We start from the raw sequence: 23,491 nt of genomic DNA on the forward strand, positions 1-23,491 counted from the left end.
CAGCAAGGCCCCTGACCAAGCGTCGGGGGCCTTGCTCGTTGCCGCTCCGGGCGATGGAGCGGCAAAACCGGCGAAGCAATGAGAACCTAGCGCTCATGCAGATCTGGCCAGGAAAGCCCTACCCGCTCGGCGCCACCTTCGACGGCACCGGTACCAACTTCGCCCTCTACTCGAGCGTCGCGGACAAGGTTGAGCTGTGCCTGCTCGACGACGACGGCACCGAGAACCGCATCTCGCTCACCGAGGTCGACGGGCACGTGTGGCACGGCTACCTGCGCGAGGTGCAGCCCGGGCAGCGGTACGGCTACCGGGTGCACGGCCCCTACGAGCCGGCGGCCGGACACCGGTGCGACCCGAGCAAGCTGCTGCTGGACCCCTACGCCAAGGCCATCGACGGGAGCATCGACGCGGACCCGTCGCTGTACTCCTACAGCTTCGAGAACGCCGACGAGCGCAACGAGGACGACTCCGCCGCGCACACGATGACCTCGGTGGTCATCAACCCGTTCTTCGACTGGGGGCACGACCACCCGCCGCGGCACGAGTACCACCAGTCGGTGATCTACGAGGCGCACGTCAAGGGCCTCACGCAGCTGCACCCGGACGTCCCCGACGAGATCCGTGGCACGTACGCGGGGCTGGCGCACCCGGCGATCATCGAGCACCTCATCGCGCTGGGGATCACCGCCATCGAGCTGATGCCGGTGCACCAGTTCGTCAACGACCCCCACCTGCAGGAGCAGGGGCTGAACAACTACTGGGGCTACAACACCATCGGGTTCTTCTCCCCGCACAACGCCTACAGCTCCCTCACCGGCGCCGGTCAGCAGGTGCAGGAGTTCAAGACCATGGTCAAGGCGCTGCACGAGGCGAACATCGAGGTCATCCTCGACGTCGTCTACAACCACACCGCCGAGGGCAACCACCTGGGGCCCACGTTGTCCTTCCGGGGCATCGACAACGCGTCCTACTACCGCCTGGTCGAGGGCGACGAGGCGCACTACTTCGACACCACCGGCACCGGGAACTCGCTGCTCATGCGTTCCCCGCACACGCTGCAGATGATCATGGACTCGCTGCGGTACTGGATCACCGACATGCGGGTCGACGGCTTCCGCTTCGACCTCGCCTCCACGCTCGCCCGCGAGCTGCACGAGGTGGATCGGCTGTCCTCGTTCTTCGACATCATCCAGCAGGACCCGGTCATCTCCCAGGTCAAGCTCATCGCCGAGCCGTGGGACCTCGGCGAGGGCGGGTACCAGGTCGGTGGCTTCCCGCCGCTGTGGACCGAGTGGAACGGGCAGTACCGGGACACCGTGCGTGACTTCGGCCGTGGCGAACCCTCCACCCTCGCCGAGTTCGCCACCCGGATCACCGGCTCGGCAGACCTGTACGCGCACTCGGGGCGCCGCCCGGTGGCGTCGATCAACTTCGTCACGGCACACGACGGTTTCACCATGCGCGACCTTGTTTCCTACAACGAGAAGCGCAACGAGGCCAACGGCGAGGACAACAACGACGGCGAGAGCCACAACCGGTCCTGGAACAGCGGCGCCGAAGGCGAGACCGACGACCCGGAGATCAACGCGCTGCGGCTCCGCCGGCATCGCAACTTCCTCGCCACGCTGCTGTTCTCCCAGGGCGTGCCGATGATCTCCCACGGTGACGAGCTCGGTCGCACGCAGCGGGGCAACAACAACGTCTACTGCCAGGACAACGAGCTGTCCTGGGTGGATTGGGAGCTGACCGAGGACCAGGAGCACCTGCTGGACTTCACCCAGCGGATGGTCGCCCTCAGGGCTGCGCACCCGGTGCTGCGCCGCCGCCGGTTCTTCGCCGGTGACCCGTCGCACGGCGGGCAGTCGGAGAAGGGTGAGATCGCCTGGCTCACGCCGACGGCCACGGCCATGCAGGACGACGACTGGAACCTCTCGTTCGCCCGCTCGATCATGATCTTCTACAACGGGCAGGCGATCACCGAGCCGGACAGCCGCGGCGAGCGCATCACCGACGACTCCCTGCTGTTCCTGCTCAATGTCGACAGCGAGCCGGTCGACTTCACCATCCCCGACGCCAGCTTCGCGAGCGTCTGGCGGACCGCGATCGACACCGACCCGACCCGGGACGAGGACGACGACGAGAACGAGTACGTCCCCGGCGACACCGTCCAGGTGATGTCGCACCACATGATCATCCTGGTCTCCCCCTTCGAGGAGGACGCATGAGCACCGGCCACGACGCCGCTACCGACACCGCCGCCACCAGCCACCTGCCGGCCGCCGGCCGCCGGCTGCCGGTGAGCACCTACCGCCTGCAGCTCGGGCCGGACCTCGGCTTCGACGCCGCCGCGGCGCTGCTGCCCTACCTTGCCGACCTCGGCGTGACCGACCTCTACCTCTCCCCCGTCCTGCAGGCGGCGCCGGGGTCCACCCACGGCTACGACGTCGTCGACCACTCCCGCATCTCCGACGTCATGGGCGGCCGAGGGGCCCTCGAGCGGCTGTGCCGGCAGGCGCACGACGCCGGGCTCGGCGTCGTCGTCGACGTCGTGCCCAACCACATGGCGGTGCCGACCCCGGCGTGGCACAACCAGGCGCTGTGGTCGGTCCTCAAGGAGGGGCCGCAGTCCCCCTACGCGTCCTGGTTCGACGTCGGGCAGCTCGACGAGAGCGCCGGGATCCTCATGCCGGTGCTCGGCCGCCGGATCGGCGCCGTCCTCGCGTCGGGCGAGCTCACCGTCGACACCATGGTCGTGCCCACCGAGCCCGAGCTGGGCGAGCAGCACGTGCTGCGGTACTACGAGCACGTCTTCCCGGTCCGGCCGCAGACCGAGAACCTGCCGCTCACCGAGCTGCTCGACCGGCAGTTCTACCGGCTCTCGTACTGGCGGGTCGCCGACGAGGAGCTCAACTACCGGCGGTTCTTCGACGTCGACACGCTCGCCGCGCTGCGGGTCGAGGACCCCGAGGTGTTCGACGCGACGCACCGGGTCCTCCTCGAGCTGATGGCCGACGGTCACGTCGACGGCCTGCGGATCGACCACCCGGACGGCCTCGCCGATCCCCGTGGCTACTTCCAGCGGCTCCACGCCGTCACCGGGGGCGCGTGGGTGGTGGCCGAGAAGATCCTCGAGGGCGAGGAGACACTGCCGGCGGACTGGCAGGTTGCCGGCACCACCGGTTACGACGCCGCGTGGCGCATCCACGCGCTGCTGACCGATCCCAACGGCTCCGGGCCGTTGGGATCGGTGATGACCGAGGTCGCCGGGGACAGCCGTGGCGAGCTCACCGCGATGATCGACGAGGCCAAGCGCCAGATCATCGGTACGTCGCTGTACGCCGAGGTGCACCGGGTGGCGACCATCCTGCGCGAGCTGTGCGAGGAGGACGTCCGGCTGCGCGACCACACGCTGCGCTCCCTCGAGGACTGCGTCGTCGAGCTGCTCGTCGCCTTCGACCGCTACCGGGCCTACATCGTTCCCGGTGAGCCGGCGCCCGGCGCCAGCGAGCGGGCGCTGCGCGACGCGGCCGAGCTGGCCCGCGCCCGGCTCGACGCCGAGCGCCACGAGACCCTCGACGTCGTCATCGAGCTGCTGCTCGGCCACGAGGTCGGCACCGCCGGACGCATCCGCGAGGCCCGCCGCGAGGAGCTGATGGTCCGCTTCCAGCAGACCAGCGGCGCCGTCATGGCCAAGGGGGTGGAAGACACCGCCTACTACCGGTGGACCCACCTGGTGAGCCTGTGCGAGGTCGGCGGAGCGCCCAAGCGCTTCGGGATCAGCGAGGACGAGCTGCACGCCTGGGTGCGCGACACCATGCTCACCCACCCGGCCACGATGACGGCCGGCACCACCCACGACACCAAGCGCGGCGAGGACGTCCGCGCCCGCCTCGGGGTGCTGTCCCAGCTCGGCGAGGACTGGGAGACGCTGGTGCGTGAGCTGCGCGAGGCCACCGCCGAGCTGCGCCCCGCGGACATCGACGGCCGCGCCGAGAACCTGCTGTGGCAGACCCTCGCCGGGACATGGACCGACGACGGCCCGATCACCGCCCAGCGGCTGCGCGACTACCTCACCAAGGCGGTGCGCGAGCAGAAGTCGTGGACCACCTGGACCGACCCGGACGAACCGCGCGAGCAGGCACTGCTCGACTACGCCGAGGCGCTACTCGAGCACCCCGACGTCGTCGCCGGCTTCACCGACTGGGTGAGCCGCACGGCCTCGCCGGTCCGGGCCGCCGTCCTCGGCGCCAAGCTGCTGCAGCTGACGCTCATCGGGGTCGCCGACGTCTACCAGGGCAGCGAGATCACCCAGACCTCGCTCGTGGACCCCGACAACCGGCGCCCGGTCGACTTCACCGAGCTCGCCACCCGGCTCGCCCGGCTGGACTCCGGCGCCTCCCCCACCGACCTCGACGAGACCAAGCTCGCGCTCACCGCGGCCGCACTTCGGCTCCGGCGGCGCGAGCCGGCGGCGTTCGTCGGTGCCGAGGCCGGCTACCTGCCGCTGCCGACGAGCAGCGGGCACGTCGTGGCGTTCGCGCGGACCGACGCCACCGGCCCCCGTGCCGTCACCGTCGCCACCCGCCTCAGCGTCAGCCTCGAGGTGCACGGCGGCTTCGCCGAGCACACCCTCGTGCTGCCGGAGGGTGCCTGGCGCAACGTGCTCACCGGCAACACCTTCGACGCCGGCTCCTGCCGCCTCGCCGACGTCCTCGACCAGCTGCCGGTCGCCCTCCTCGAGCGGGTGGACCGATGACCGGCCACCGGCCCACGGTGTGGGTACCGGTCGCCGCGCAGGTCGAGCTCAGCCGCCGCGGCGAGGACGCGCGGACCGCGCTCGTCGCCGGTGGCGACGGCTGGTGGACCGCGCCCGAGGAGCTGGCCGGCGGCACCGACTACCTGCTCCACCTCGACGGCGGACCCGGCCGGCCCGACCCCCGCAGCGGCTGGCAGCCGCACGGCGTCCACGACGCCACCCGGGTCTACGACCCCACCGGGTTCCGCTGGACCGACGGCGACTGGCGCGGCCGCTCGAGCCTCGGCGCGGTCATCTACGAGCTGCACGTCGCCACCTTCACCGGTGCCGGCACCTTCGACGCCGCGATCGAGCGGCTCGACCATCTCGTCGACCTCGGCGTGGACATGGTCGAGCTCATGCCGGTGGCACCGTTCCCCGGCGAGCACGGCTGGGGCTACGACGGCGTCTCGCTCTACGCGGTCCACGACCCGTACGGCGGGCCTGCCGGGCTGCAGCGCTTCGTCGACGCCGCCCACGCCCGCGACCTGGCGGTCTGCCTCGACGTCGTCTACAACCACCTCGGGCCGGCCGGGAACTACCTCGCGGAGTTCGGGCCGTACTTCACCGACCGCCACCACACGCCGTGGGGCTGGGCGGTCAACCTCGACGGCCCCGACGCCGGACCGGTGCGCGACTACCTCATCGGCAACGCGCTGCGCTGGCTGCGGGACTTCCACATCGACGCGCTGCGGCTCGACGCCGTGCACGCGCTCATCGACGACTCGCCCCGCCATCTGCTGGCCGAGCTGTCGGACGCCGTCGCAGAGCTGTCCGAGCAGGTGGGGCGGCCGCTGTCGCTCATCGCCGAGTCCGACCTCAACGACGCCCGGATGGTCACCCCCACCGCCGACGGCGGCCTGGGCATGACCGCCCAGTGGGACGACGACGTCCACCACGCGCTGCATGCCCGGCTCACCGGGGAGCGGCACGGCTACTACGTGAGCTTCGGTCCCACCGAGGTGCTGCGCCAGGCGATCGACGAGGTGTTCGTCCACGCCGGCAGCTACTCCGAGTTCCGCGGGAAGGTGTGGGGCGCGCCGGTGCCGGCGGACGTCGACGCCCGCCGGTTCGTCGTCTTCGCGCAGAACCACGACCAGGTCGGCAACCGCGCCGTCGGGGACCGGCCCAGCCGGGTGCTCGACGACGGTCAGCTGGCGGTCTCTGCCGCGCTTGTCATCCTCGGCCCGTTCACCCCGATGCTCTTCATGGGCGAGGAGTGGGGGGCGCGCACCCCGTTCCAGTACTTCACCGACCACGACGCCGAGCTCGGCGAGGCGATCCGCCGGGGACGGACCGCGGAGTTCAGCTCCCACGGCTGGACCGAGATCTACGGCGGCGACGTCGAGGTGCCCGACCCACAGTCACCGGCCACCGTCGAGGCGAGCCGGCTGGACTGGTCGGAGCCGAGCCGCCCGCGCCACGCCCGGATGCTGCGCTTCTACCGCGACCTCATCGGGCTGCGCCGCGCCGAGCCGGAGGTCGCCTCCGGTGAGCGCTCCGCCACCCGGGTCGACACCGACCCGGCAGGTCGGTGGCTGGTGCTGCGGCGCGGGAGCGTCGCCGTCGTCGTCAATCTCGACGCCGCCACGGTCGAGGTGGACCTCGGCGCACCGGTGGGCGAGACGCTCCTCGGCTGGTCCGGCGACGCCGTGGTCAACGGCTCGACGGTCGGTCTGCCGGGGCACGACGTGCTCGTCGTGCGGTGCTGAGGGCAGCGCCGAGTTCACTAGGCTGGACGCGCACACCTACTCCGGAGGTTTTTTGTGACCGAGACCGTCGTCGTCCTCACCGAGGACGCCCTGCGTCCCAGTGACGCCCGCCAGATCGTGGAGTACTTCGGGGACCGGGACGTGACGTTCCAGGTGCTCGTACCGGCGGACACCGAGCGCAACGTCTTCGTCGACGTCATCGACGCCCTCGGGATGCTCGACCTGCGCGAGGCGTGGGAGGACCTCACCGAGGAGCCCGACGCCCCCGCCGCCCGGCTGGAGGCCAGCGAGTCGGTGTCGACCTCGCTGTCCCGGTTCGACGACGTCGGCGCGAACGCCGAGGGCGTCGTCGTCCAGGACGACCCGCTGCCCGCTCTGGTGCAGGCGGTGAACAACCACCGTGCGGCGGAGGTCGTCGTCGTCACGACGCCCAAGCTGCTGAGCGACACGCTGCGCCGGGACTGGGCCTCCCGGGCCCGGCGCGAGCTCGGTGTCCCGGTGCTCCACCTCTACACCGGGTCCAGCATCGTCGGCTGAGGCCGGCGGCCGCGGGCTGTGGTCAGCCCGCGGCGCTGTGGTCAGCCGGCGGGCAACGTCAGCCCGCGGGCAACGTCAGCCGGCGGCGCCCCGCAGCCGGGACCGGAGCTCGCCCGCCTTCACCGCGGCCCACCGCTTGGCGGCCAGCGCCCGCACGAGGGCGTCGTAGACCCGCGGCCGCACCGGCAGGTCCCACGCGGGGGCGACCTCGGTGATCTCCTTCTCGAACTTCGTCTTGAACTGGGTGAGCCCGTTGAGCCCGGGGAACCGTTCGGAGCCGGCGCCGGCGAGGTCGTAGCTCGTCACGCCCTCGTCGCGCAGGGTGCGGATGATGGTCCAGTGGAGCAAGTCGGCGGCGTAGGCCTGCCGTGCCTCGGCGCTGGACGCCCCCACCGAGTACAGCGCGGCGCGGTCGCTGACGACGACCAGTGCCCAGGCCAGCACCCGGCCCTCGCGGCGCACGACGAACACCCGCGCGTGCTCCGGCCCGAGGGTCTCGAGCATGTCCAGGTAGCGCTGCGCCGGGTGCGGCCCGAAGCCCTCACGCTCGCCGGTCTCGACGAAGACGTCGTAGAGCTCGGCGAACTCCGCCGGGCCCAGTCCGGTCTCCTCGGTCGCGACGAGGGACTCGTCCTTCATCGCCTTGCGGATCGCGCGGCGGCCCTGCTGCTTCATCGCGGCGAAGACGTCGTCCTCGCTGCGGTCGAGGTCGACGACGACGGTGCGGTCGTAGGTGATGCCCTGGAGGACGGGGCGCAGGTCGGTGGCCTCCGCCCGGGCGTGCAGCCGGACGTAGACGAGCCGCGGGTCGATCTCCTTGAGCGACGCGACGAGCCGGCGGCGCAGGTCCGCCTCACGCGCGGCGGTGGGCTCGACGAGCCACACCGGCCCGTTCTTCGCCCACAGGTAGTTCAGCCCACCCGGGCCGTGGACCTTGGTGAGGGAGACGACGGCGGCGGGACCGGCGTCGTCGGAGTAGGCCAGCCGTCCCCAGTGCTCCCGGCCGGCGACCCGGTCGTCGAACCGCGACCAGACCGGTGCCTGCTCGATCGGTAGCGGGGTTCCGCTGGCCAGCTGCCGGTAGGTGGCGTCGTCCACCGGACGCAGCCCGGCCGTCATGCCGACACCTCGCCGCGCACCGAGCTCAGCGCCCGGCGGGCGGTGTCCAGCGTGCGGCGCTTGGTACGCAGGGCGGTCTGCAGGGCCGCGTAGGTCCGGGGCCGCACGGCCACGTCCCACGCGGCGGGGACCTCGGTGATCTCCTCGGCGAACTTGGTCTTCATGGTGGTCAGTGCCTCCAGCGACGGGGCCAGCTCGGAGCCGATCCCCATGAGGTCGAAGGTCCGTACGCCCTCGTCGCGCAGCGTACGGATGATGTGCCAGTAGAGCTGGGTGGGCGCGTCGTGGGCGCGCCCAGCCGCCGTGCTGGCGGCGTAGTAGGCGGTCGCGGCGCCGTCGTGCACGGTGACGATCGTCCAGGCCTGCACGACGCCGTCGTGGCGGCCGACGAACAGCCGGGCGACGTCGGGGCCCAGCGCGTCGAGCATGGTGGTGTAGACCGAGGCCGGGTGCAGGCCGAAGCCGTCGCGCTCCGCGGTCTCCTGGAGGACGTCGTACATCTCGGCGAAGTCCGCCGCCGGCAGCCCGGTCTCCTCGGTGCACTCGACCGGCTGCTCGCGCAGCCCCTTGCGAAGGTCGCGCCGGCCGCGCTTCTTCATCGCGGCGAGGATCTCGTCGTCGTCGCGGCCGTCGATGTCGACGACGACGGTCCGGTCGTAGGTGACCGACTGCAGCAGCCGGTGGTGGTGCTCGGTCGGGTGCGCGGCGTGGAGGCGGACGAAGACCAGGCGCGGGTCGACCGCCCGCACCCCGGCGACGAGCCGGTCCTCGAGCAGTCGCTCGAGCTCCGGCGTCGGCTCGACGAACCAGACCGGTCCATTCTTGGCCCACAGGAAGCGGAAGCCGCGGGCGACGTACTCCGCCAGTGCGACGACCGCGGTGAGGTCCTGGTCGACGTAGAACGCGAACCGCTTCCACGGCCGCCGGCCGGGGACCGCGCGGTCGTAGTCGTCCCAGACGAGCGACTGCTCGACCGGTAGGTCGACGGTCGCCGTCAGCGCCTCGAACTCCTCGTTGCTCAGCGGTACGAGCCGGTTGCGCTCCACCACATCACCGTCCTTTCGGCCCCCAGCCTAGGTCGACCCTCCGCCTGGGGGCGCGAGGTGGCCCGGGCGCGGTGCCCGGAACCGCCGCCGCGCTGCGTGAGGTGCGTCTCCCGGCTCAGCCGAGGTAGGCGTCGGCGAGCAGCTCGACCGACCGCACCCGCTGCTCCACGGTGCCGCCCTGGTGGGCCACCATGAGCTCGTCGGCTCCCGAGCTCTGGACGAAGGCCTCGACCTGCTCGAGCACCCGGTCCGGGGTACCGACGGCGCTGTGCGTCATCATCTGGTGCAGGTGCTGCGCCTGGGGCGACCGGAGGAGCGAGTCGGCCTGCTCGTCGGTGTAGCTGGTCCCGGGCCGCAGCAGCAGTGCGACGCGGCTGCGCATGAGGTCCTCGACCTGGCGCTCGGCGTCGTCCTGGTTGTCGCTGGCGACGACGTTCATCGCGGCGATGACGTACGGCTCGGCGAGCTGCTCGGAGGGCTCGAAGTCGCGCCGGTAGCGCGCGATCGCGTCGTGCATCGCCGCCGGCGCAAAGTGCGAGGCGAACGAGTAGGGCAGCCCGAGGGCAGCGGCGAGCGAGGCGCCGAACAGCGACGATCCGAGGATGTAGATCGGCACGTCGGTGCCCGCGCCGGGGTAGGCGCTCACCCCGGGGATGAGGCTGTTGCCGGTGAGGTAGCCCTGCAGCTCCTGGACGTCCTGCGGGAAGGTCTCGGCCGAGTTCGCGTCGCGTCGCAGTGCTCGCAGGGTGTTCTGGTCGGTGCCCGGCGCGCGGCCCAGCCCCAGGTCGATCCGCCCCGGGTGCAGGCTGGCCAGCGTGCCGAACTGCTCGGCGATGAGGAGAGGTGCGTGGTTGGGCAGCATGATGCCGCCCGAGCCGAGCCGGATGGTCGAGGTGTGGGCCGCGACGTGGGCAATGAGCACCGACGTCGCCGAGGACGCGATGGTGGCCATGTTGTGGTGCTCGGCGTACCAGACCCGGCGATAACCGTGCTTCTCGGCGGCCTGGGCGAGCGCCACCGTGGCGGCGAGCCCGTCGGCGATGGACTCGGTCTTGCCGACCGACGCGAGATCGAGCATGGAGAGCGGAAGAGCCACGGCAGGAGCACCTTTCATCGGGACAGTCGTGTCGCCGGTCGGGCGACACCTGCCGACTGAACGTCCGGCGGCCCGGATTTCATCCCGTCGTGGCGGCCACGGCCGACGGCGGGACGGGCGTGACGGCCAGCTGCCAGGGTGCGCCGGCTCGGGCCGGCGCGCTGAGCCGGACGTCGAAGGCGGCGGCGAGGGTGGCTGCCAGCTGCTCGACGCTGCTCACCCGCGCGTCGGTGCGGCACAGGAAACCGGCGACGAGGCCCCGGGTGTACTTGGCGTGGTGGCTGGCGCCGGGCACCTGGACCTGGACCCAGCGCTCGGCGGCGGGTCCGGTGGGCCGGCCGGCAGCCGCGTAGCCCGACGAGCGGCAGTCGACGACGACGCCGCTGCCGGCCTCGCGGGTGAGCACCGGACCGAGGTGAGGGCGCCAGAACGCTGCCAGCGGTCCGACCTCGGGCAGCCGGGCACCGATCGACATCCGGTAGGGCGCGACGGCGTCGCCCAGGCGCAGCGCACCGTGCAGCGCGGACACCACGACGATCCGGCGGGTCGCCCGGCGTCGGGCACCGGTGTCCATACCGGCGAGGTCCATCGCGTCGAACAGCACACCGGTGTAGAGCCGGCGGACAGGGACGGCCGGCGCGGTCGACAGCCGGGTGTTGCGGGCGATCTCGGCCACGAGGTTCGGGCTCACCCCGAGCAGCTCGGCGGCGTCGGGCCGGGCACTGACCGCGGCCAGCGCCTCGCTCAGCTCCCGGCGCTGCGCAGCGAGCTCGGGGAAGCTCAACGACCCCGGGTCGGTCGCCGTGCCACGGGATCGGGCGGTCTTGGACTCCGACGGGGGTAGCAGGATGAGCACCACGGCAGCCTAGATGACCGGCGCCGTGAGGCTGCGCCGTAGGCTGGCGCGATGACCTCCTCCTCCCCCGCGTTCGCCGCCCTGCACGACGTCCTCGGCTGCCCGGTGTGCGCCCGCGAGCTGCCGTTGGTCGACGGCGTCCTGCGGTGCGGGGCCGGGCACGCCTTCGACATCGCCCGTCAGGGCTACGTCTCGCTGCTCGCCGGCAGCCGGCCCGCCGGCGCCGGGGACACCGCCGACATGGTCTCCGCCCGCGCGGCCCTGCTCGAGCGCGGCCACTTCGAGAAGGTCGCCTCGGCCCTCGCGGACGCCGTGCTCGCCCTCGACATGCCCGACGGCGCGGCCGTCGTCGACCTCGGCGGCGGCACCGGCTACTACCTCGCCACCGTGCTCGACCACGCGACGGCGCTGCGCGGCGTGAGCGTGGACATCTCGCCGTTCGCCGCCCGGCGGGCCGCCCGCTGCCACCCGCGCGCGGTCGCGGTGCGGGCCGACGTCTGGCAGCCGCTGCCGCTGCGGGCACGCAGCGTGGGCGCAGTGCTCAGCGTCTTCGGGCCGCGCAACCCCGAGGAGATCGCCCGGGTGCTGGACCCCGAGCACGGCCGGCTCGTGGTCGTCTCCCCCGGGCAGGACCACCTGCGCGAGCTCGTCGGTCCGCTCGGCCTGCTCACCGTGGACCCGGACAAGGAGGGCCGCCTCGCCCGGCAGCTCGAGGAGTTCGACGTCGTCGACCGCCGCGAGCTGAGCTACGAGGTGGAGATGACCCACGAGGACGTCGCCCACGAGGCCCTCATGGGCCCCACCGCGCACCACGTTGCCCCGACGGACCTCACCGCCCGGGTGGCCGAGCTGCCGGAGCCGGTCGTCGTCACGGTGTCGGTGACCGTCGGCACCTACCGCGTGCGCTGACGCCTACAGGCCCGTCGCCGTCGGCCGCGGGTAGTGCCGACGGAAGTCACGCACGAGGTTGATGGTCGAGGCGGCGCGGTACCACCAGCGCCGCGGGTCGCGGTCGAGCGGGTAGGCCAGCGGGTGGCTGAACCGCCGGGTCAGCTGCACCCGCCCCACCTGGCGGCGCAGCGCGCGGTCGGTCAGGTAGCGCTTGACGAGGAACCACGGGAGGTAGGAGTACACCCCGACCTCCTGGGCCGGCGGGTACAGCGGGCCGTCGGGCCGCGGCGGCAGACCGAGCTCGGTGCGGAAGTCGTCGACGACGGCGCGGGCCGGGTTCCGGCCGGCGACGTTGAGGTAGTAGTTCGGCCGCCCGATACGCGGGTTGAGGTCGAGGAACCTGGCAGTCCCGTCGCGCGGGTCGACCTTGAGGTCGAAGTTCGCGAAACCGGTGAAGCCCAGCTCGCGCAGGATCGCCGCGGCCTGCTCCTCCAGCTCCGGGTAGGGCTCGGTGAGGATCGTCGCGGAGTTGCCGATCATCGTGGGGGCGTGCAGGCCGAGCAGCAGCCGGCCGGAGGCCATCATGGTGACCTCGCCGGAGCGGTCGACGTAGCAGGTGACCGTGCGGCCCTGGGTGTCGTCACCCGGGACCAGCTCCTGCACCAGCACGGTGCCGCCCAGGCCGGCGCCCGCCAGCCGCCGCAGCACCGCCTCCGCCTCGGCCGGCGTGCCGGCCGCGTAGACCTTGCGCTTGCCCGGGAACGAGGCGAGCAGGTGCTCGGCGCTCACCGCGGGCTTGAGCACGACGGGGAAGGTCACCGTGAACGACGGCGGCTGCCAGCCGGCGTCGTCGTTGCCGGGCAGCTCGACCCGCTGGGTCACCGGCACCGGCAGGTCGAGCCGCGCGCAGACCTCCTCGAGGACGTTCTTGTCCGCGGCGGCGGCGAGCACCCCGCCGTCGGCGAACGGGACCACGAAGTGCTCGTCGAGCACCGCGCGGTGCCTGACGACGAACTCGACCTCGTGCTCCGCGTTGACGATGAGCAGCAGCGGCGTCCCCGGGTGCGCGGCGGCCACCCCGAGCAGCGCGTCGAGGGTCTGCTGGTCGCTCGCACCCGAACCGACGAGCACGTTGTCGATGATCCGGGAGTGGTCGACCGGTCCGCGCAGCTGGTTGGAGACGACGATCGAGCGCACGCCGTGGGCCTCGTGGAACGACCGGGCGATGGAGTAGACCCCCAGGTCGGTGCCCATGAGCACGGGACGGAACTCGGGCACTCGGCACACTCCTGTCGGTCGGGACGCCGGCGAGTCTAGCCGCGGGGCGTCGGCGCGCCCCCACCGGCAACGAGGGCCGCAGACCTAACCTGAGGTCGTGAACAGCGATGGTGCAGCGATCCCGCCGGACTTCGAAGAGGCGCTGCTCAGCCTGCGCGGCCACCGCCAGCGGCCCGAGATCCGCCTCGAGGAGGTCCCGGCACCGACCCGCATCTCACCGTTCGCGCTGGCGCTCACCGGCGAGGTCAACCCCAGCCCGGAGCCGGAGACCATGCTCGGCAACGGGCGGTTCGTCGTGCTCCACGACCCGGACGGCCAGCCGGCGTGGAAGGGCACCTTCCGCGTCGTCGTCATGGCCCGCGCCCAGCTCGAGGACGAGCTCGGCGGGGACCCGATGCTCGGCGAGGTCGGCTGGACCTGGCTCGTCGACGCGCTGCGGGACTGCGGCGTCGGCTACCACTCGCTGTCCGGGACGGTCACCCGGGTGCTGTCGGAGAGCTTCGGTGGCATCGCCCTGGAGGACCGCGACGTCGAGCTGGAGGTCCGCGCCTCCTGGTCGCCCAACACCACCGACCTCGGCCCGCACCTGGCCGCGTGGGTCGCGCTGCTCGGCTCCACGACGGGCCTCGAGCCGCTGCCGCAAGGTGTGACGGCGCTGGCCCCCCGCCGGTGAGGCAGCACACGATGGTGCCGGTACCCGCGCGCCGCCGCGATCCCCGCGGCGTGGCGGGCATAGCGTGATCCCATGACCGACTCACCCACGGGCGACGAGCCGACCCTCGTCCCGATCGTCGCGCCCCGGGAGGGGACGCCGCCGGTCATCAGCACTGCCGCCGATCTCGACGCCGCGGTCGCCGCGCTCGCCGCCGGCACCGGACCGGTGGCCGCCGACGCCGAGCGGGCCTCCGGCTACCGCTACGGCCAGCGCACCTACCTCGTCCAGCTGCGCCGCGAGGGCGCCGGGACGCTGCTCATCGACCCGATCGCGGTCGGCCAGCTGGACGCCGTCGCCGCCGCGACCGGCGACGCCGAGTGGGTGCTGCACGCGGCCGACCAGGACCTGCCCGGCTTCCACGACCTCGGGATGTTCCCCGCGGCACTGTTCGACACCGAGCTGGCCGGCCGGCTGCTCGGCCGGCCCAAGGTCGGCCTCGGCGCGCTGCTCGCCGGCGAGCTGGGCTACCAGCTGGCCAAGGAGCACTCGGCGGCGGACTGGTCCACCCGGCCGCTGCCCGAGGACTGGCTGCGCTACGCGGCGCTCGACGTGGAGTTCCTGCTCGACCTGCGCGACGTGCTCGCCGCGGACCTGGCCCGGGACGGCAAGCTCGAGTGGGCCCAGCAGGAGTTCGACGCCGTCCGCATCGCTCCCCCGTCACCGCCGCGGGAGGACCCGTGGCGGCGCACCTCCGGCCTGCACACCCTGCGCGACGCTCGCGGCATCGGTCTCGTGCGGGAGATGTGGCAGGCGCGCGACGAGCTCGCGCAGCGCCGGGACCGTGCCCCGGGGCGGGTGCTGCCGGACCGTGCCATCGTCGCTGCCGCGCACGCGCTGCCGCGCACGATGGCCGACCTCGGCGCGCTGCCGGAGTTCTCCGGCCGGGGCACCCACCGCAACCTCGCCTACTGGTGGCAGGCCGTGGAACGCGCGCTCGCGCTGCCGGCGGCCGACCTGCCGCCGCGCCGCCAGCTGGTCTCGCGCACGACACCACCGCCGCCGCGGGTGTGGGCCGAGAAGGACCCGGACGCGGCCCGCCGGCTCGAAGCGGTGCGCGGCTCGGTCCGCGAGCTCGCCGAGTCCCTCACCGTCCCGCAGGAGAACCTGCTGGCCCCCGCGATCCAGCGGCAGCTCGCCTGGGCACCGCCCGAGGGAACCGTCGACGCCACCGCGGTGCGGGAGGCACTGGAGGCGCAGGGCGCGCGGCCCTGGCAGGTCGAGCTGACCGCCCCGGTGCTGGCGGCGGCGCTGCGCGTCGACTGACGCCGGGCACCGCGCCGTACGCGCGCCAGGTGTGAACCGTCGTCGGCAACCGGTAACGTCCGGACCAGTCGACGAAGGAGTGACCATGCCCACCAGCGACCACACGACGATCTCGGTCGAGGACGTCTCCCTGGCCACCGGTACGATGACCGTCATCACCCTGCAGGGTCCCGGTGAGCGGCCCGCGACGCTAGGCCCGGCCTCTCTGCCCGCCCTCGCGGCGGCGGTGTCCGCGGTCAGCGAGCGGGCCGCCGCAGGTGAGATCACCGCCGTCGGGCTCACCGGGGTGCCCGGGTGCTTCGCCGCCGGCGCCGACCTGCGGGCGCTGGGCGGCATCGCGGACACCGACGACGCCCGGGCGGTCGCGCACGCCGGTCACCGCATCGTCGCGCTCCTGCAGGACCTGCCGGTGCCGAGCTTCGCGCTGCTCACCGGCCTCGCGCTCGGTGGCGGGCTCGAGCTCGCGCTCGCCTGCCGGTACCGGGTGGCCGCCGCGGACGCCGCGCCGTTGGGGCTGCCGGAGACGTCCCTCGGGCTGGTGCCCGGCTGGGGCGGCTGCTACCTGCTCCCCCGGCTCGTGGGGCCCGAGGCGGCGCTGGACGTCATCATCGACCGGCCGGCGCGGCGGCGGACCCTCGACGCGCAGAATGCGCTCGACCTCGGGCTGGTGGACAGCGTGCAGCGGGCCGGTGGTGACGCCGCCTTCCGTGACGGCGCCTACGCATGGATCACCGAGGTGGTCGCCGGGGCGATCACCCCCTCGCGTCCGGACCACACCGCCGACGCCGCCGCCTGGGCAGAGGCCGTCGAGGCGCGTCGCGACGCCGTCGAGCACCGGCACGCCGGTGGTGCCCCGGCCCCGCGGCGGGCGCTGGAGCTGGTAGCGGCCCGTACCGCGAGCCGCGACGAGGGCTTCGCGGCGGAGGACGAGGCACTCGTCGACCTCGTCATGTCCGACCAGCTGCGTGCCTCGCTGTACGCCTTCGACCTCACCATCCGGCGCGCCCGGCGCCCGGTGGGTGCGCCCGACCCATCGCTGGCCCGACCGGTGCGACGGGTGGGGATCCTCGGAGCCGGGCTGATGGCCGGCCAGCTCGCGCTGCTGCTCGCCCGCACGCTCCAGGTCCCGGTGACGATGCGCGACCTCGACGCCGACCGGGCGGCCGCCGGCCTGGCAGTGGTCCACGAGCAAATCAACTCCCAGCTCGCCGGCGGACGTCTCGACGAGGACGCCGCCGACCGGCTGCGTCACCTCATCACCGCCACCGGCACGCTGGCCGACCTCGCGGACGCCGACCTCGTCGTCGAGGCGGTGTTCGAGGAGCTGTCCGTCAAGCAGCGGGCGTTCGCCGAGCTCGAGGACGTCGTCGGCCCGGAGTGCGTGCTCGCGACCAACACCTCGGCGTTGTCCATCACCGAGATGGCCGCCGGCCTGCGCGACCCTGGCCGCGTCGTCGGCCTCCACTTCTTCAACCCGGTGGCACAGATGCCGCTCGTCGAGGTCAGCCGCACCCCGCACACTTCCGACGCCGCCTACGCGACCGCGTTCGCCGTCGCCGCCGGGGCCCGCAAGACCGCCATCGCCTGCGCCGACGCGCCGGGCTTCGTCGTCAACCGGCTGCTCGTGCGGATGCTGGGCGAGGTGCTCGGAAGCCTGGAGGACGGCACCCCGGTGGTCGAGGCCGACGCCGCACTGGTGCCGATGGGGCTGCCGATGGGGCCGTTCCAGCTGCTCCAGCTGGTGGGGCCGGCCGTCGCGCTGCACGTGCTGGACGAGCTGCGCGCAGGACTGGGCGAGCGCTACCCCGACTCACCCGGGCTGCGCCGGATGGTCGAGGAGGGCGCCCGGTTCACCGCCGACGCCCGGCCGAACGCCGCGTCCCGGCTGGTGCCGGGGCTGGACGAGTACTTCGGCTCCCGGCCGCTGGCGCTGCCGCTCGACGCCGACGGCGTCCTTGCGCGGGTGCAGCGGGCACTGGCCCAGGAGACCCATGCCCTGCTCGACGCCGGCGTCGTCAGTGACGTCCGCGACGTCGACCTCGCGATGATCCTCGGCGCCGGCTGGCCACTCCACAACGGCGGGCTGGCGCCCTACCTCGACCGGATGGGTGCCTCGGTGGCCGTCACCGGTGTCCGATTCCTCGACCCCGGCATCGCCGACCTCCCCTGACCGCCCGCCCCTGCTCTCGAGGACGAGCCTGCTCTCGGCGAGAGAGGGGGGCGGTCAGAAGGTGGTCAGGCCGCGGGCACGGAACTGGCTGCGGACCCGCTCGACCATCGCCGGGTCCGGCGGTTCGGTGTCGCCCAGCTGGTAGGGGATGGCGAGTCGCTCCCACTTGTCGCGCCCCATCTGGTGGAAGGGCAGGACCTCGACCCGGGTGACGGTGGACAAGGTCGCGACGTAGTCCGCGACGGCGGCAACGTTCTCGTGGGCGTCGGTGAGGCCGGGCACGAGAACGAACCGCGCCCAGATCTCCGCGCCGCGGTCGGCGAGGCGCCGGCCGAAGTTCAGGGTCGGCCCGAGCTCGCGGCCGGTCGTGCGCTGGTAGGTCTCCGGGATGCCGGACTTGACGTCGAGCAGCACGAGGTCGACGGCGTCGAGCAGCCGGTCCGAGGCGTGGGAGCCGAGGAAGCCGGAGGTGTCGATGGTGGTGTGCACCCCCAGCTGTCTCGCGCCCTCGAGCAGCCGGGTGAGGAAGGCCGGCTGCATGAGCGGCTCGCCGCCCGAGACGGTCAGGCCGCCGCCGGTGGCGCGGAACACCGGGACGTAGCGCCGGACCCGCGCGAGCAGCTCGTCGACGTGCACCGCCTGCCCGTCACGCATCCGCAGCGTGTCGGGGTTGTGGCAGTACAGGCAGCGCAGCGGGCAGCCGGCGAGGAAGACGGTCAGCCGGGTACCAGGACCGTCGACGGCGGTGACCAGCTCCCAGGAGTGCAGCGAGCCGATGTCCCCGGCGCGGACCGCGGCAAGGTGCTCGCCGTGGTCCATCGCCTCGACGGTCGCCAGACCCGACGTCCCCGCGGCCTGCCGCAGCCGTGGCACGACGTCGACGCCGGCCATCGCTCAGACGCTCCCGTGGAAGGTGCGGGAGATGACGTCCAGCTGCTGCTCGCGGGTGAGCCGCACGAAGTTCACCGCGTAGCCCGAGACCCGGATGGTCAGCTGCGGGTAGTTCTCCGGGTGCGCCATGGCGTCGTGAAGGGTGTCGCGGTTGAGCACGTTGACGTTCATGTGGAACCCGTCGGAGCCCATGTAGGCGTCGAGCAGGCCGACGAGGTTGGTGGTCTGCTCCGACGGCGTGCGCCCCAGGCCCGACGGCACCACGGTGTTGGTCAGCGAGATGCCGTCCTGCGCGTCGGCGTAGGGCAGCTTGGCCACCGACAGCGCCGAGGCGAGCATGCCGTGGCTGTCGCGGCCGTTCATCGGGTTGGCGCCCGGAGCGAACGGCTCGCCGGCCCGCCGGCCGTCCGGGGTGCTGCCGGTGTGCTTGCCGTAGACCACGTTGGAGGTGATTGTCAGCACCGACTGGGTGTGCCGGGCGTCGCGGTAGGTCGGCAGCCGACGGATCTTGGCCATGAACCGCTCGACGAGCATGATGGCGATGTCATCGACGCGGTCGTCGTCGTTGCCGAACATCGGGAAGTCGCCCTCGACGTCGTAGTCCACGACCAGACCGTCCTCGCCCCGCACCGGTCGCACCGTGGCGTACCTGATCGCGGACAGCGAGTCGGCCGCCACCGAGAGGCCGGCGACGCCGCAGGCCATGGTCCGCTGCACGTCGCCGTCGTGCAGCGCCATCTCCAGGCGCTCGTAGGCGTACTTGTCGTGCATGTAGTGGATGCAGTTGAGCGCGTCGACGTAGGTCGCGGCGAGCCAGTCCAGCAGGAGGTCGTACCGGGCGAGCACGTCGTCGTAGTCGAGGACGTCGCCGGTCACCGGCTCCGAGACCGGGGCGACCTGCCGGCCGGTGATCTCGTCCCTGCCGCCGTTGACGGCGTAGAGCATCGCCTTGGCGAGGTTCACCCGGGCGCCGAAGAACTGCATCTGCTTGCCGATCGCCATCGCCGAGACGCAGCAGGCGATGCCGCCGTCGTCGCCGCACTGGGAGTGGATGAGGGCGTCGGACTCGTACTGGATGGCCGAGGTGTCGATCGAGGCTTTCGCGCAGAACCGCTTGAAGCCGTCGGGCAGGTCGTCGCTCCACAGCACGGTGAGGTTCGGCTCGGGCGCCGGGCCCAGGTTGTACAGCGTCTGGAGGAACCGGAAGGAGCTCTTGGTCACCAGGTGGCGCCCATCGTCGCCGACGCCGCCGATGGACTCGGTCACCCAGGTGGGGTCGCCGGAGAACAGGTCGTCATACTCCGGGGTGCGCAGGAACCGGACGATCCGCAGCTTGATGACGAAGTCGTCGACGATCTCCTGGACCTGCGACTCCGTCAGCCGGCCCTCGTCGAGGTCACGCTGGAGGAAGATGTCGAGGAAGGTCGAGGTCCGGCCGAGCGACATCGCCGCACCGTTCTGCTCCTTCACCGCGGCGAGGTAGGCGAAATAGAGCCACTGCACCGCCTCACGGCCGGTCGTCGCCGGCCCGGAGATGTCGAAGCCGTAGCTCGCGGCCATCTCCTTGAGCTCGGCCAGCGCCCTCACCTGCTCGGCGTTCTCCTCACGGTCGCGGATGACGTCCTCGACCGACCGCTGCTGGTCGAGCGCTGCCCGCTCCCGCTGCTTGGCGGCGATGAGGGCGTCGACGCCGTAGAGCGCCACCCGGCGGTAGTCACCGATGATCCGGCCGCGGCCGTATGCATCGGGCAGCCCGGTGACGATGTGGGCGCTGCGGGCCCGTCGGACGTCGGGCGGGTAGACGTCGAAGACGCCGTCGTTGTGGGTCTTGCGGTAGGTGGTGAAGATGTGCTCGAGGGTCGGGTCGACCTCGTAGCCGTAGGTCGCCAGCGAGGTCGCCACCATCCGCCAGCCGCCGTAGGGCATGATCGCCCGCTTGAGGGGCGCGTCGGTCTGCAGCCCGACGATGATCTCCGACGCCTCGTCGATGTAGCCGGGGCGGTGGGCGGTGATGGTCGACGGCGTCGTCGCGTCGACGTCGTACACCCCCTTGGCCCGCTCTTCGGGGAACATTGCGCTGAGGATCTGCCACACCCGGGTGGTGCGGTCGGTGGGGCCGGTGAGGAACGCGTCGTCGCCGTCGTAGCCGGTGAAGTTGCGCTGGATGAAGTCACGGACGTCGATGGAGTGCTGCCACGGTCCGGGGGCGAAGCCGCGCCACGGCCCCTCGGCGGTGACGGTCCGCGGTGCCTCGTGCGTGGTGCTCGTCGTCATGGCTGCCTCCTTGATCGACGGGGATCTCCCCGGTCACCCCACCGTATGGAGGCCGCCGGCGGCAACCGTGGGACCTAGGACCGGATACCCACGTAACACCGCTCACAGCGCACTAGTGACCTGCGCCACCGACGACGGCGCGTCAGGCGTCGTCGTCGGCCAGCTGAGCGGGGGCGGAGGTGGTGGCGCTCGCGAGAGCGGCAACCGCGCCGGCCACCTGCCGCGCGATGTCCTGGGACCGCAGCTGGTGCTCCGCCACGATCTCGGCGCGGCTGGCGTGCCCGAGGAACTGCAGCGGCAGGCCGTGGCTCTGCACCGGAACCGTGAGCGTGACGGCGGCGAGGCTGTCGCGCACGGCGCTGCCGATGCCGCCGGTGGCCAGGCCGTCCTCGATGGTGACGACGAGGTCGTGCTTGGCGGCCGGCCCCAGGAGGTCCGGGCCCACCGGCAGCACCCATCGGGGGTCCACGACGGTCGAGCCGATCCCCTGCGCCCCCAGTGCCGTCCCCACCTCGACCGCGGTGGTGGCCATCGCGCCGACACCGACGACGAGCACCCGCGGGCCGCCGTCGCCGATGCTCCGGGCGAGCACGTCCACGGTGCCCTCGCGGCCGATCGCCGGCAGCGGCTGCGGCAGCGCGCCCTTGGGGTAGCGCACCACGGTGGGGGCGTCGGCGACGTCGACCGCCTCGCGCAGCTCGGCACGCAGCGTCGGCTCGTCCCGCGGGGCCGCCAGCCGCAGGCCCGGTACCGACCGCAGCAGCGCGAGGTCCCACATGCCGTTGTGGCTCGCGCCGTCGTCGCCGGTGATACCCGCCCGGTCGAGCACGATGGTCACGCCCGCGCGGTGCAGCGCAACATCCATGAGCAGCTGGTCGTAGCCGCGGTTGAGGAAGGTGGCGTAGAGCGCGACGACCGGGTGGAGCCCGGCGAAGGCCATGCCGGCGGCCGAGGTGATGGCGTGCTGCTCGGCGATGCCGACGTCGATGACACGGTCGGGGAACTCCTCGGCCAGCGGCACCAGACCGACCGGCGCGAGCATCGCCGCCGTCACGGCGACGACGTCGCTGCGCTGCCGGGCGATCGCGACGATCTCCTCGGCGAACACCGAGGTCCAGCCGAACCGGGACGGGGAGACCGGCAGGCCGGTCTCGGGATGGATGACCCCGACGGCGTGGAACCGGTCGGTGGCATCGGACTCGGCCGGGACGTAGCCGCGGCCCTTCTCGGTGATGGCGTGCACGATGACCGGGCCGCCGAATGCCTTGGCCCGGGCCAGCGCGAACTCCATCGCCGCCACGTCGTGGCCGTCGACCGGGCCGATGTACTTGATCCCGAGGTCCTCGAACAGGCCCTGCGGCGCGATGACGTCCTTGACGCCCTTCTTCAGCCCGTGGAGCGCGTCGTAGGTCATCCGGCCGGGCGGACCGCTGCGCTGCAGGGTGCGCTTGCCCCAGCCGAGCACCTTCTCGTAGCTGCGGGTGGTGCGCAGCGCGTCGAGGTGGTGGGCGAGCCCGCCGATCGTGGGGGCGTACGAGCGCCCATTGTCGTTGACGACGACGACCAGCCGGTGGTCCTGACCGTCAGCGATGTTGTTCAGCGCCTCCCAGGCCATCCCGCCGGTGAGGGCGCCGTCGCCGATGACGGCGACGACGTGGCGGTCGTGGTGCCCGGCGAGCCGGTTGGCCCGCGCGATCCCGTCCGCCCAGGACAGTGCGGTGGAGGCGTGAGAGTTCTCCACGACGTCGTGGTCGGACTCCGCCCGGCTCGGGTAGCCGGAGACGCCGCCGCGCTTGCGCAGCTGGGCGAAGTCCTGCCGGCCGGTGAGCAGCTTGTGGACGTAGGCCTGGTGGCCGGTGTCGAAGACGAGGCGGTCGCGCGGGGAATCGAACACCCGGTGGATCGCCATGGTCATCTCCACCACCCCGAGGTTCGGGCCGAGGTGCCCACCGGTGCGCGAGACGGAGTCGACGAGGTAGCTGCGCAGCTCCTTGGCGAGGACCTCGAGCTCTGCCACGGTCAGCCGCCGCAGGTCTGCCGGCTGGCGTATGCGTCCGAGCTGGCTCATCGGGTCACCTTCCGTCCTGCGCGACAGTGGCCCACTGTACGACGACGTCGTGCCGCGCGCGAGGGCCCGTCATCGGCGCGCGAGGTCGGTGAGGGTGAAGATCTCGGCACCGTGGTGGATCAGCTCACGGTTGAGGTGGAGCACGAGGTGGCCGAACGGCGCCGCGGCGTCGACCGGGGTCGCCTGGCTGAGCCCGACGGTGAAGAACTGGTCATCATCCAGGGCGGTGACGTCGCGCCGCCAGGCCTCGACCCAGTGCGCCAGCTCGGCCCGGGCGGCGGCAGCGTCACCGTGGAGCACGATGTCCTCGCGCCGCCGGTGCCGCTCGCCGAACGTCCACTCCCACCGCTCGAAGAACGTCTCGGTCAGGTGGGCGACGAGCCAGCCGATGGTCCGCGGACCGGGGTCGTCGGGGCCGTCGGGCCACTCCGCGACCCAGTCCCCGGTGCCGACCGTGCGCGCCGTGCGCTCGGTGCCTCGTCGTACCACCCGTAGCGCGCCCGGTGCAGGCAGCCACTCGAGCTCGGCCTGCGTCACCGTCGCCAGCCGGGCCTGCAGCTCGAGCCACGAGAAGCCCAGCTGGCCGATCCCCATCGCCCGCGCGGTCGGGATCTCGAGGATCGACCAGTCGAATGTGGGGTCGCCGTACTCCCCCACGATGTCGGCGTCGGGCTCGGTCATCGCTGACTCCTCTCGCGACGGTGCGTGAGGGACCACGGTACGCCGCGGACAACTCGGCTGTCGCGGACAAGTCGGCTGTCGCGGGCAAGTCCGCTGTCA

At 72.6% G+C, this 23,491-nt stretch carries 17 protein-coding genes; 8 read left to right on the forward strand and 9 right to left on the reverse strand.

Features of this window, described 5'->3' with window-relative positions; translation table 11 throughout:
- The first annotated feature begins 95 nt into the window (after positions 1-95).
- Genes glgX through V2J52_RS02555 form a run of 4 tightly spaced genes read left to right on the forward strand, consistent with a single transcriptional unit; the run spans position 96 to position 7,044 of the window.
- Positions 96-2,225, forward strand: coding sequence for a glycogen debranching protein GlgX (gene glgX, locus V2J52_RS02540; RefSeq protein ID WP_331226080.1), 2,130 nt, complete (start codon positions 96-98; stop codon positions 2,223-2,225).
- Positions 2,222-4,756 carry a malto-oligosyltrehalose synthase gene (gene treY / locus V2J52_RS02545; RefSeq protein WP_331226081.1) on the forward strand — a complete coding sequence of 845 codons (2,535 nt, stop codon included), beginning with the start codon at positions 2,222-2,224 and terminating at the stop codon, positions 4,754-4,756. The genes glgX and treY overlap by 4 nt, the downstream gene beginning before the upstream one ends.
- Positions 4,753-6,507, forward strand: coding sequence for a malto-oligosyltrehalose trehalohydrolase (gene treZ, locus V2J52_RS02550; RefSeq protein ID WP_331226082.1), 1,755 nt, complete (start codon positions 4,753-4,755; stop codon positions 6,505-6,507). Before treY ends, treZ begins: the two co-directional genes overlap by 4 nt.
- A gap of 54 nt (positions 6,508-6,561) precedes the next feature.
- On the forward strand, positions 6,562-7,044 hold the full coding sequence (locus V2J52_RS02555; protein ID WP_331226083.1) for a hypothetical protein: 483 nt from the start codon (positions 6,562-6,564) through the stop codon (positions 7,042-7,044).
- Between the two features lie 75 nt (positions 7,045-7,119).
- Here the strand turns inward: V2J52_RS02555 and V2J52_RS02560 are convergent, their stop codons facing one another.
- The 4 genes from V2J52_RS02560 to V2J52_RS02575 form a co-directional block, all read right to left on the reverse strand.
- Positions 7,120-8,163: a lipid II:glycine glycyltransferase FemX gene (locus tag V2J52_RS02560; protein ID WP_331226084.1), complete on the reverse strand. Its 1,044-nt coding sequence runs from the start codon at positions 8,161-8,163 to the stop codon at positions 7,120-7,122.
- Entirely contained in the window at positions 8,160-9,209 is a 1,050-nt protein-coding gene (locus tag V2J52_RS02565; protein WP_331226085.1) for a lipid II:glycine glycyltransferase FemX, read from the reverse strand. Before V2J52_RS02565 ends, V2J52_RS02560 begins: the two co-directional genes overlap by 4 nt.
- Before the next feature lie 115 nt (positions 9,210-9,324).
- Complete coding sequence (locus V2J52_RS02570) at positions 9,325-10,305, reverse strand: LLM class flavin-dependent oxidoreductase (RefSeq protein WP_331226086.1); 981 nt, start codon at positions 10,303-10,305, stop codon at positions 9,325-9,327.
- A 79-nt stretch (positions 10,306-10,384) separates the two neighbouring features.
- Positions 10,385-11,161: a YaaA family protein gene (locus V2J52_RS02575; RefSeq protein WP_331226087.1), complete on the reverse strand. Its 777-nt coding sequence runs from the start codon at positions 11,159-11,161 to the stop codon at positions 10,385-10,387.
- A 51-nt stretch (positions 11,162-11,212) separates the two neighbouring features.
- On the opposite strand from V2J52_RS02575, the gene V2J52_RS02580 reads away from it, so the two are divergent.
- Positions 11,213-12,070: a putative RNA methyltransferase gene (locus tag V2J52_RS02580; RefSeq protein WP_331226088.1), complete on the forward strand. Its 858-nt coding sequence runs from the start codon at positions 11,213-11,215 to the stop codon at positions 12,068-12,070.
- Between the two features lie 3 nt (positions 12,071-12,073).
- Here the strand turns inward: V2J52_RS02580 and V2J52_RS02585 are convergent, their stop codons facing one another.
- Entirely contained in the window at positions 12,074-13,330 is a 1,257-nt protein-coding gene (locus V2J52_RS02585; protein WP_331226089.1) for a carboxylate--amine ligase, read from the reverse strand.
- A gap of 97 nt (positions 13,331-13,427) precedes the next feature.
- On the opposite strand from V2J52_RS02585, the gene V2J52_RS02590 reads away from it, so the two are divergent.
- From V2J52_RS02590 to V2J52_RS02600, 3 genes are all read left to right on the forward strand, one after another.
- Positions 13,428-14,003, forward strand: coding sequence for a DUF3000 domain-containing protein (locus V2J52_RS02590; RefSeq protein WP_331226090.1), 576 nt, complete (start codon positions 13,428-13,430; stop codon positions 14,001-14,003).
- Between the two features lie 72 nt (positions 14,004-14,075).
- Positions 14,076-15,308, forward strand: coding sequence for an HRDC domain-containing protein (locus V2J52_RS02595; protein WP_331226091.1), 1,233 nt, complete (start codon positions 14,076-14,078; stop codon positions 15,306-15,308).
- A gap of 85 nt (positions 15,309-15,393) precedes the next feature.
- Entirely contained in the window at positions 15,394-17,478 is a 2,085-nt protein-coding gene (locus V2J52_RS02600) for a 3-hydroxyacyl-CoA dehydrogenase NAD-binding domain-containing protein (protein WP_331226092.1), read from the forward strand.
- Positions 17,479-17,532: 54 nt separating this feature from the next.
- Here the strand turns inward: V2J52_RS02600 and pflA are convergent, their stop codons facing one another.
- The 4 genes from pflA to V2J52_RS02620 form a co-directional block, all read right to left on the reverse strand.
- Positions 17,533-18,369, reverse strand: a complete 837-nt coding sequence (gene pflA / locus V2J52_RS02605) for a pyruvate formate-lyase-activating protein (protein WP_331226093.1) — start codon at positions 18,367-18,369, stop codon at positions 17,533-17,535.
- A 3-nt stretch (positions 18,370-18,372) separates the two neighbouring features.
- Positions 18,373-20,643 (reverse strand): formate C-acetyltransferase, encoded by a 2,271-nt coding sequence (pflB, locus tag V2J52_RS02610; RefSeq protein ID WP_331226094.1) that lies wholly within the window; start codon positions 20,641-20,643, stop codon positions 18,373-18,375.
- A gap of 142 nt (positions 20,644-20,785) precedes the next feature.
- Positions 20,786-22,711, reverse strand: coding sequence for a 1-deoxy-D-xylulose-5-phosphate synthase (gene dxs / locus V2J52_RS02615; RefSeq protein ID WP_331226095.1), 1,926 nt, complete (start codon positions 22,709-22,711; stop codon positions 20,786-20,788).
- Between the two features lie 69 nt (positions 22,712-22,780).
- Entirely contained in the window at positions 22,781-23,392 is a 612-nt protein-coding gene (locus V2J52_RS02620; protein WP_331226096.1) for a DinB family protein, read from the reverse strand.
- Between the last annotated feature and the right edge of the window lie 99 nt (positions 23,393-23,491).

It is taken from the genome of Georgenia sunbinii, from assembly GCF_036421875.1.
GTDB classification, from domain to species: Bacteria; Actinomycetota; Actinomycetes; order Actinomycetales; family Actinomycetaceae; genus Georgenia_B; species Georgenia_B sunbinii.

Coding starts and splice junctions, on each gene's coding strand:
- V2J52_RS02600 (WP_331226092.1), top strand. CDS start 15,394: ATGCCCACCAGCGACCACACGACGATCTCGGTCGAGGACGTCTCCCTG.
- treY (WP_331226081.1), top strand. CDS start 2,222: ATGAGCACCGGCCACGACGCCGCTACCGACACCGCCGCCACCAGCCAC.
- treZ (WP_331226082.1), top strand. CDS start 4,753: ATGACCGGCCACCGGCCCACGGTGTGGGTACCGGTCGCCGCGCAGGTC.
- pflB (WP_331226094.1), bottom strand. CDS start 20,643: ATGACGACGAGCACCACGCACGAGGCACCGCGGACCGTCACCGCCGAG.
- dxs (WP_331226095.1), bottom strand. CDS start 22,711: ATGAGCCAGCTCGGACGCATACGCCAGCCGGCAGACCTGCGGCGGCTG.
- V2J52_RS02595 (WP_331226091.1), top strand. CDS start 14,076: ATGACCGACTCACCCACGGGCGACGAGCCGACCCTCGTCCCGATCGTC.
- glgX (WP_331226080.1), top strand. CDS start 96: ATGCAGATCTGGCCAGGAAAGCCCTACCCGCTCGGCGCCACCTTCGAC.
- V2J52_RS02580 (WP_331226088.1), top strand. CDS start 11,213: ATGACCTCCTCCTCCCCCGCGTTCGCCGCCCTGCACGACGTCCTCGGC.
- V2J52_RS02560 (WP_331226084.1), bottom strand. CDS start 8,163: ATGACGGCCGGGCTGCGTCCGGTGGACGACGCCACCTACCGGCAGCTG.
- pflA (WP_331226093.1), bottom strand. CDS start 18,369: ATGGCCGGCGTCGACGTCGTGCCACGGCTGCGGCAGGCCGCGGGGACG.
- V2J52_RS02620 (WP_331226096.1), bottom strand. CDS start 23,392: ATGACCGAGCCCGACGCCGACATCGTGGGGGAGTACGGCGACCCCACA.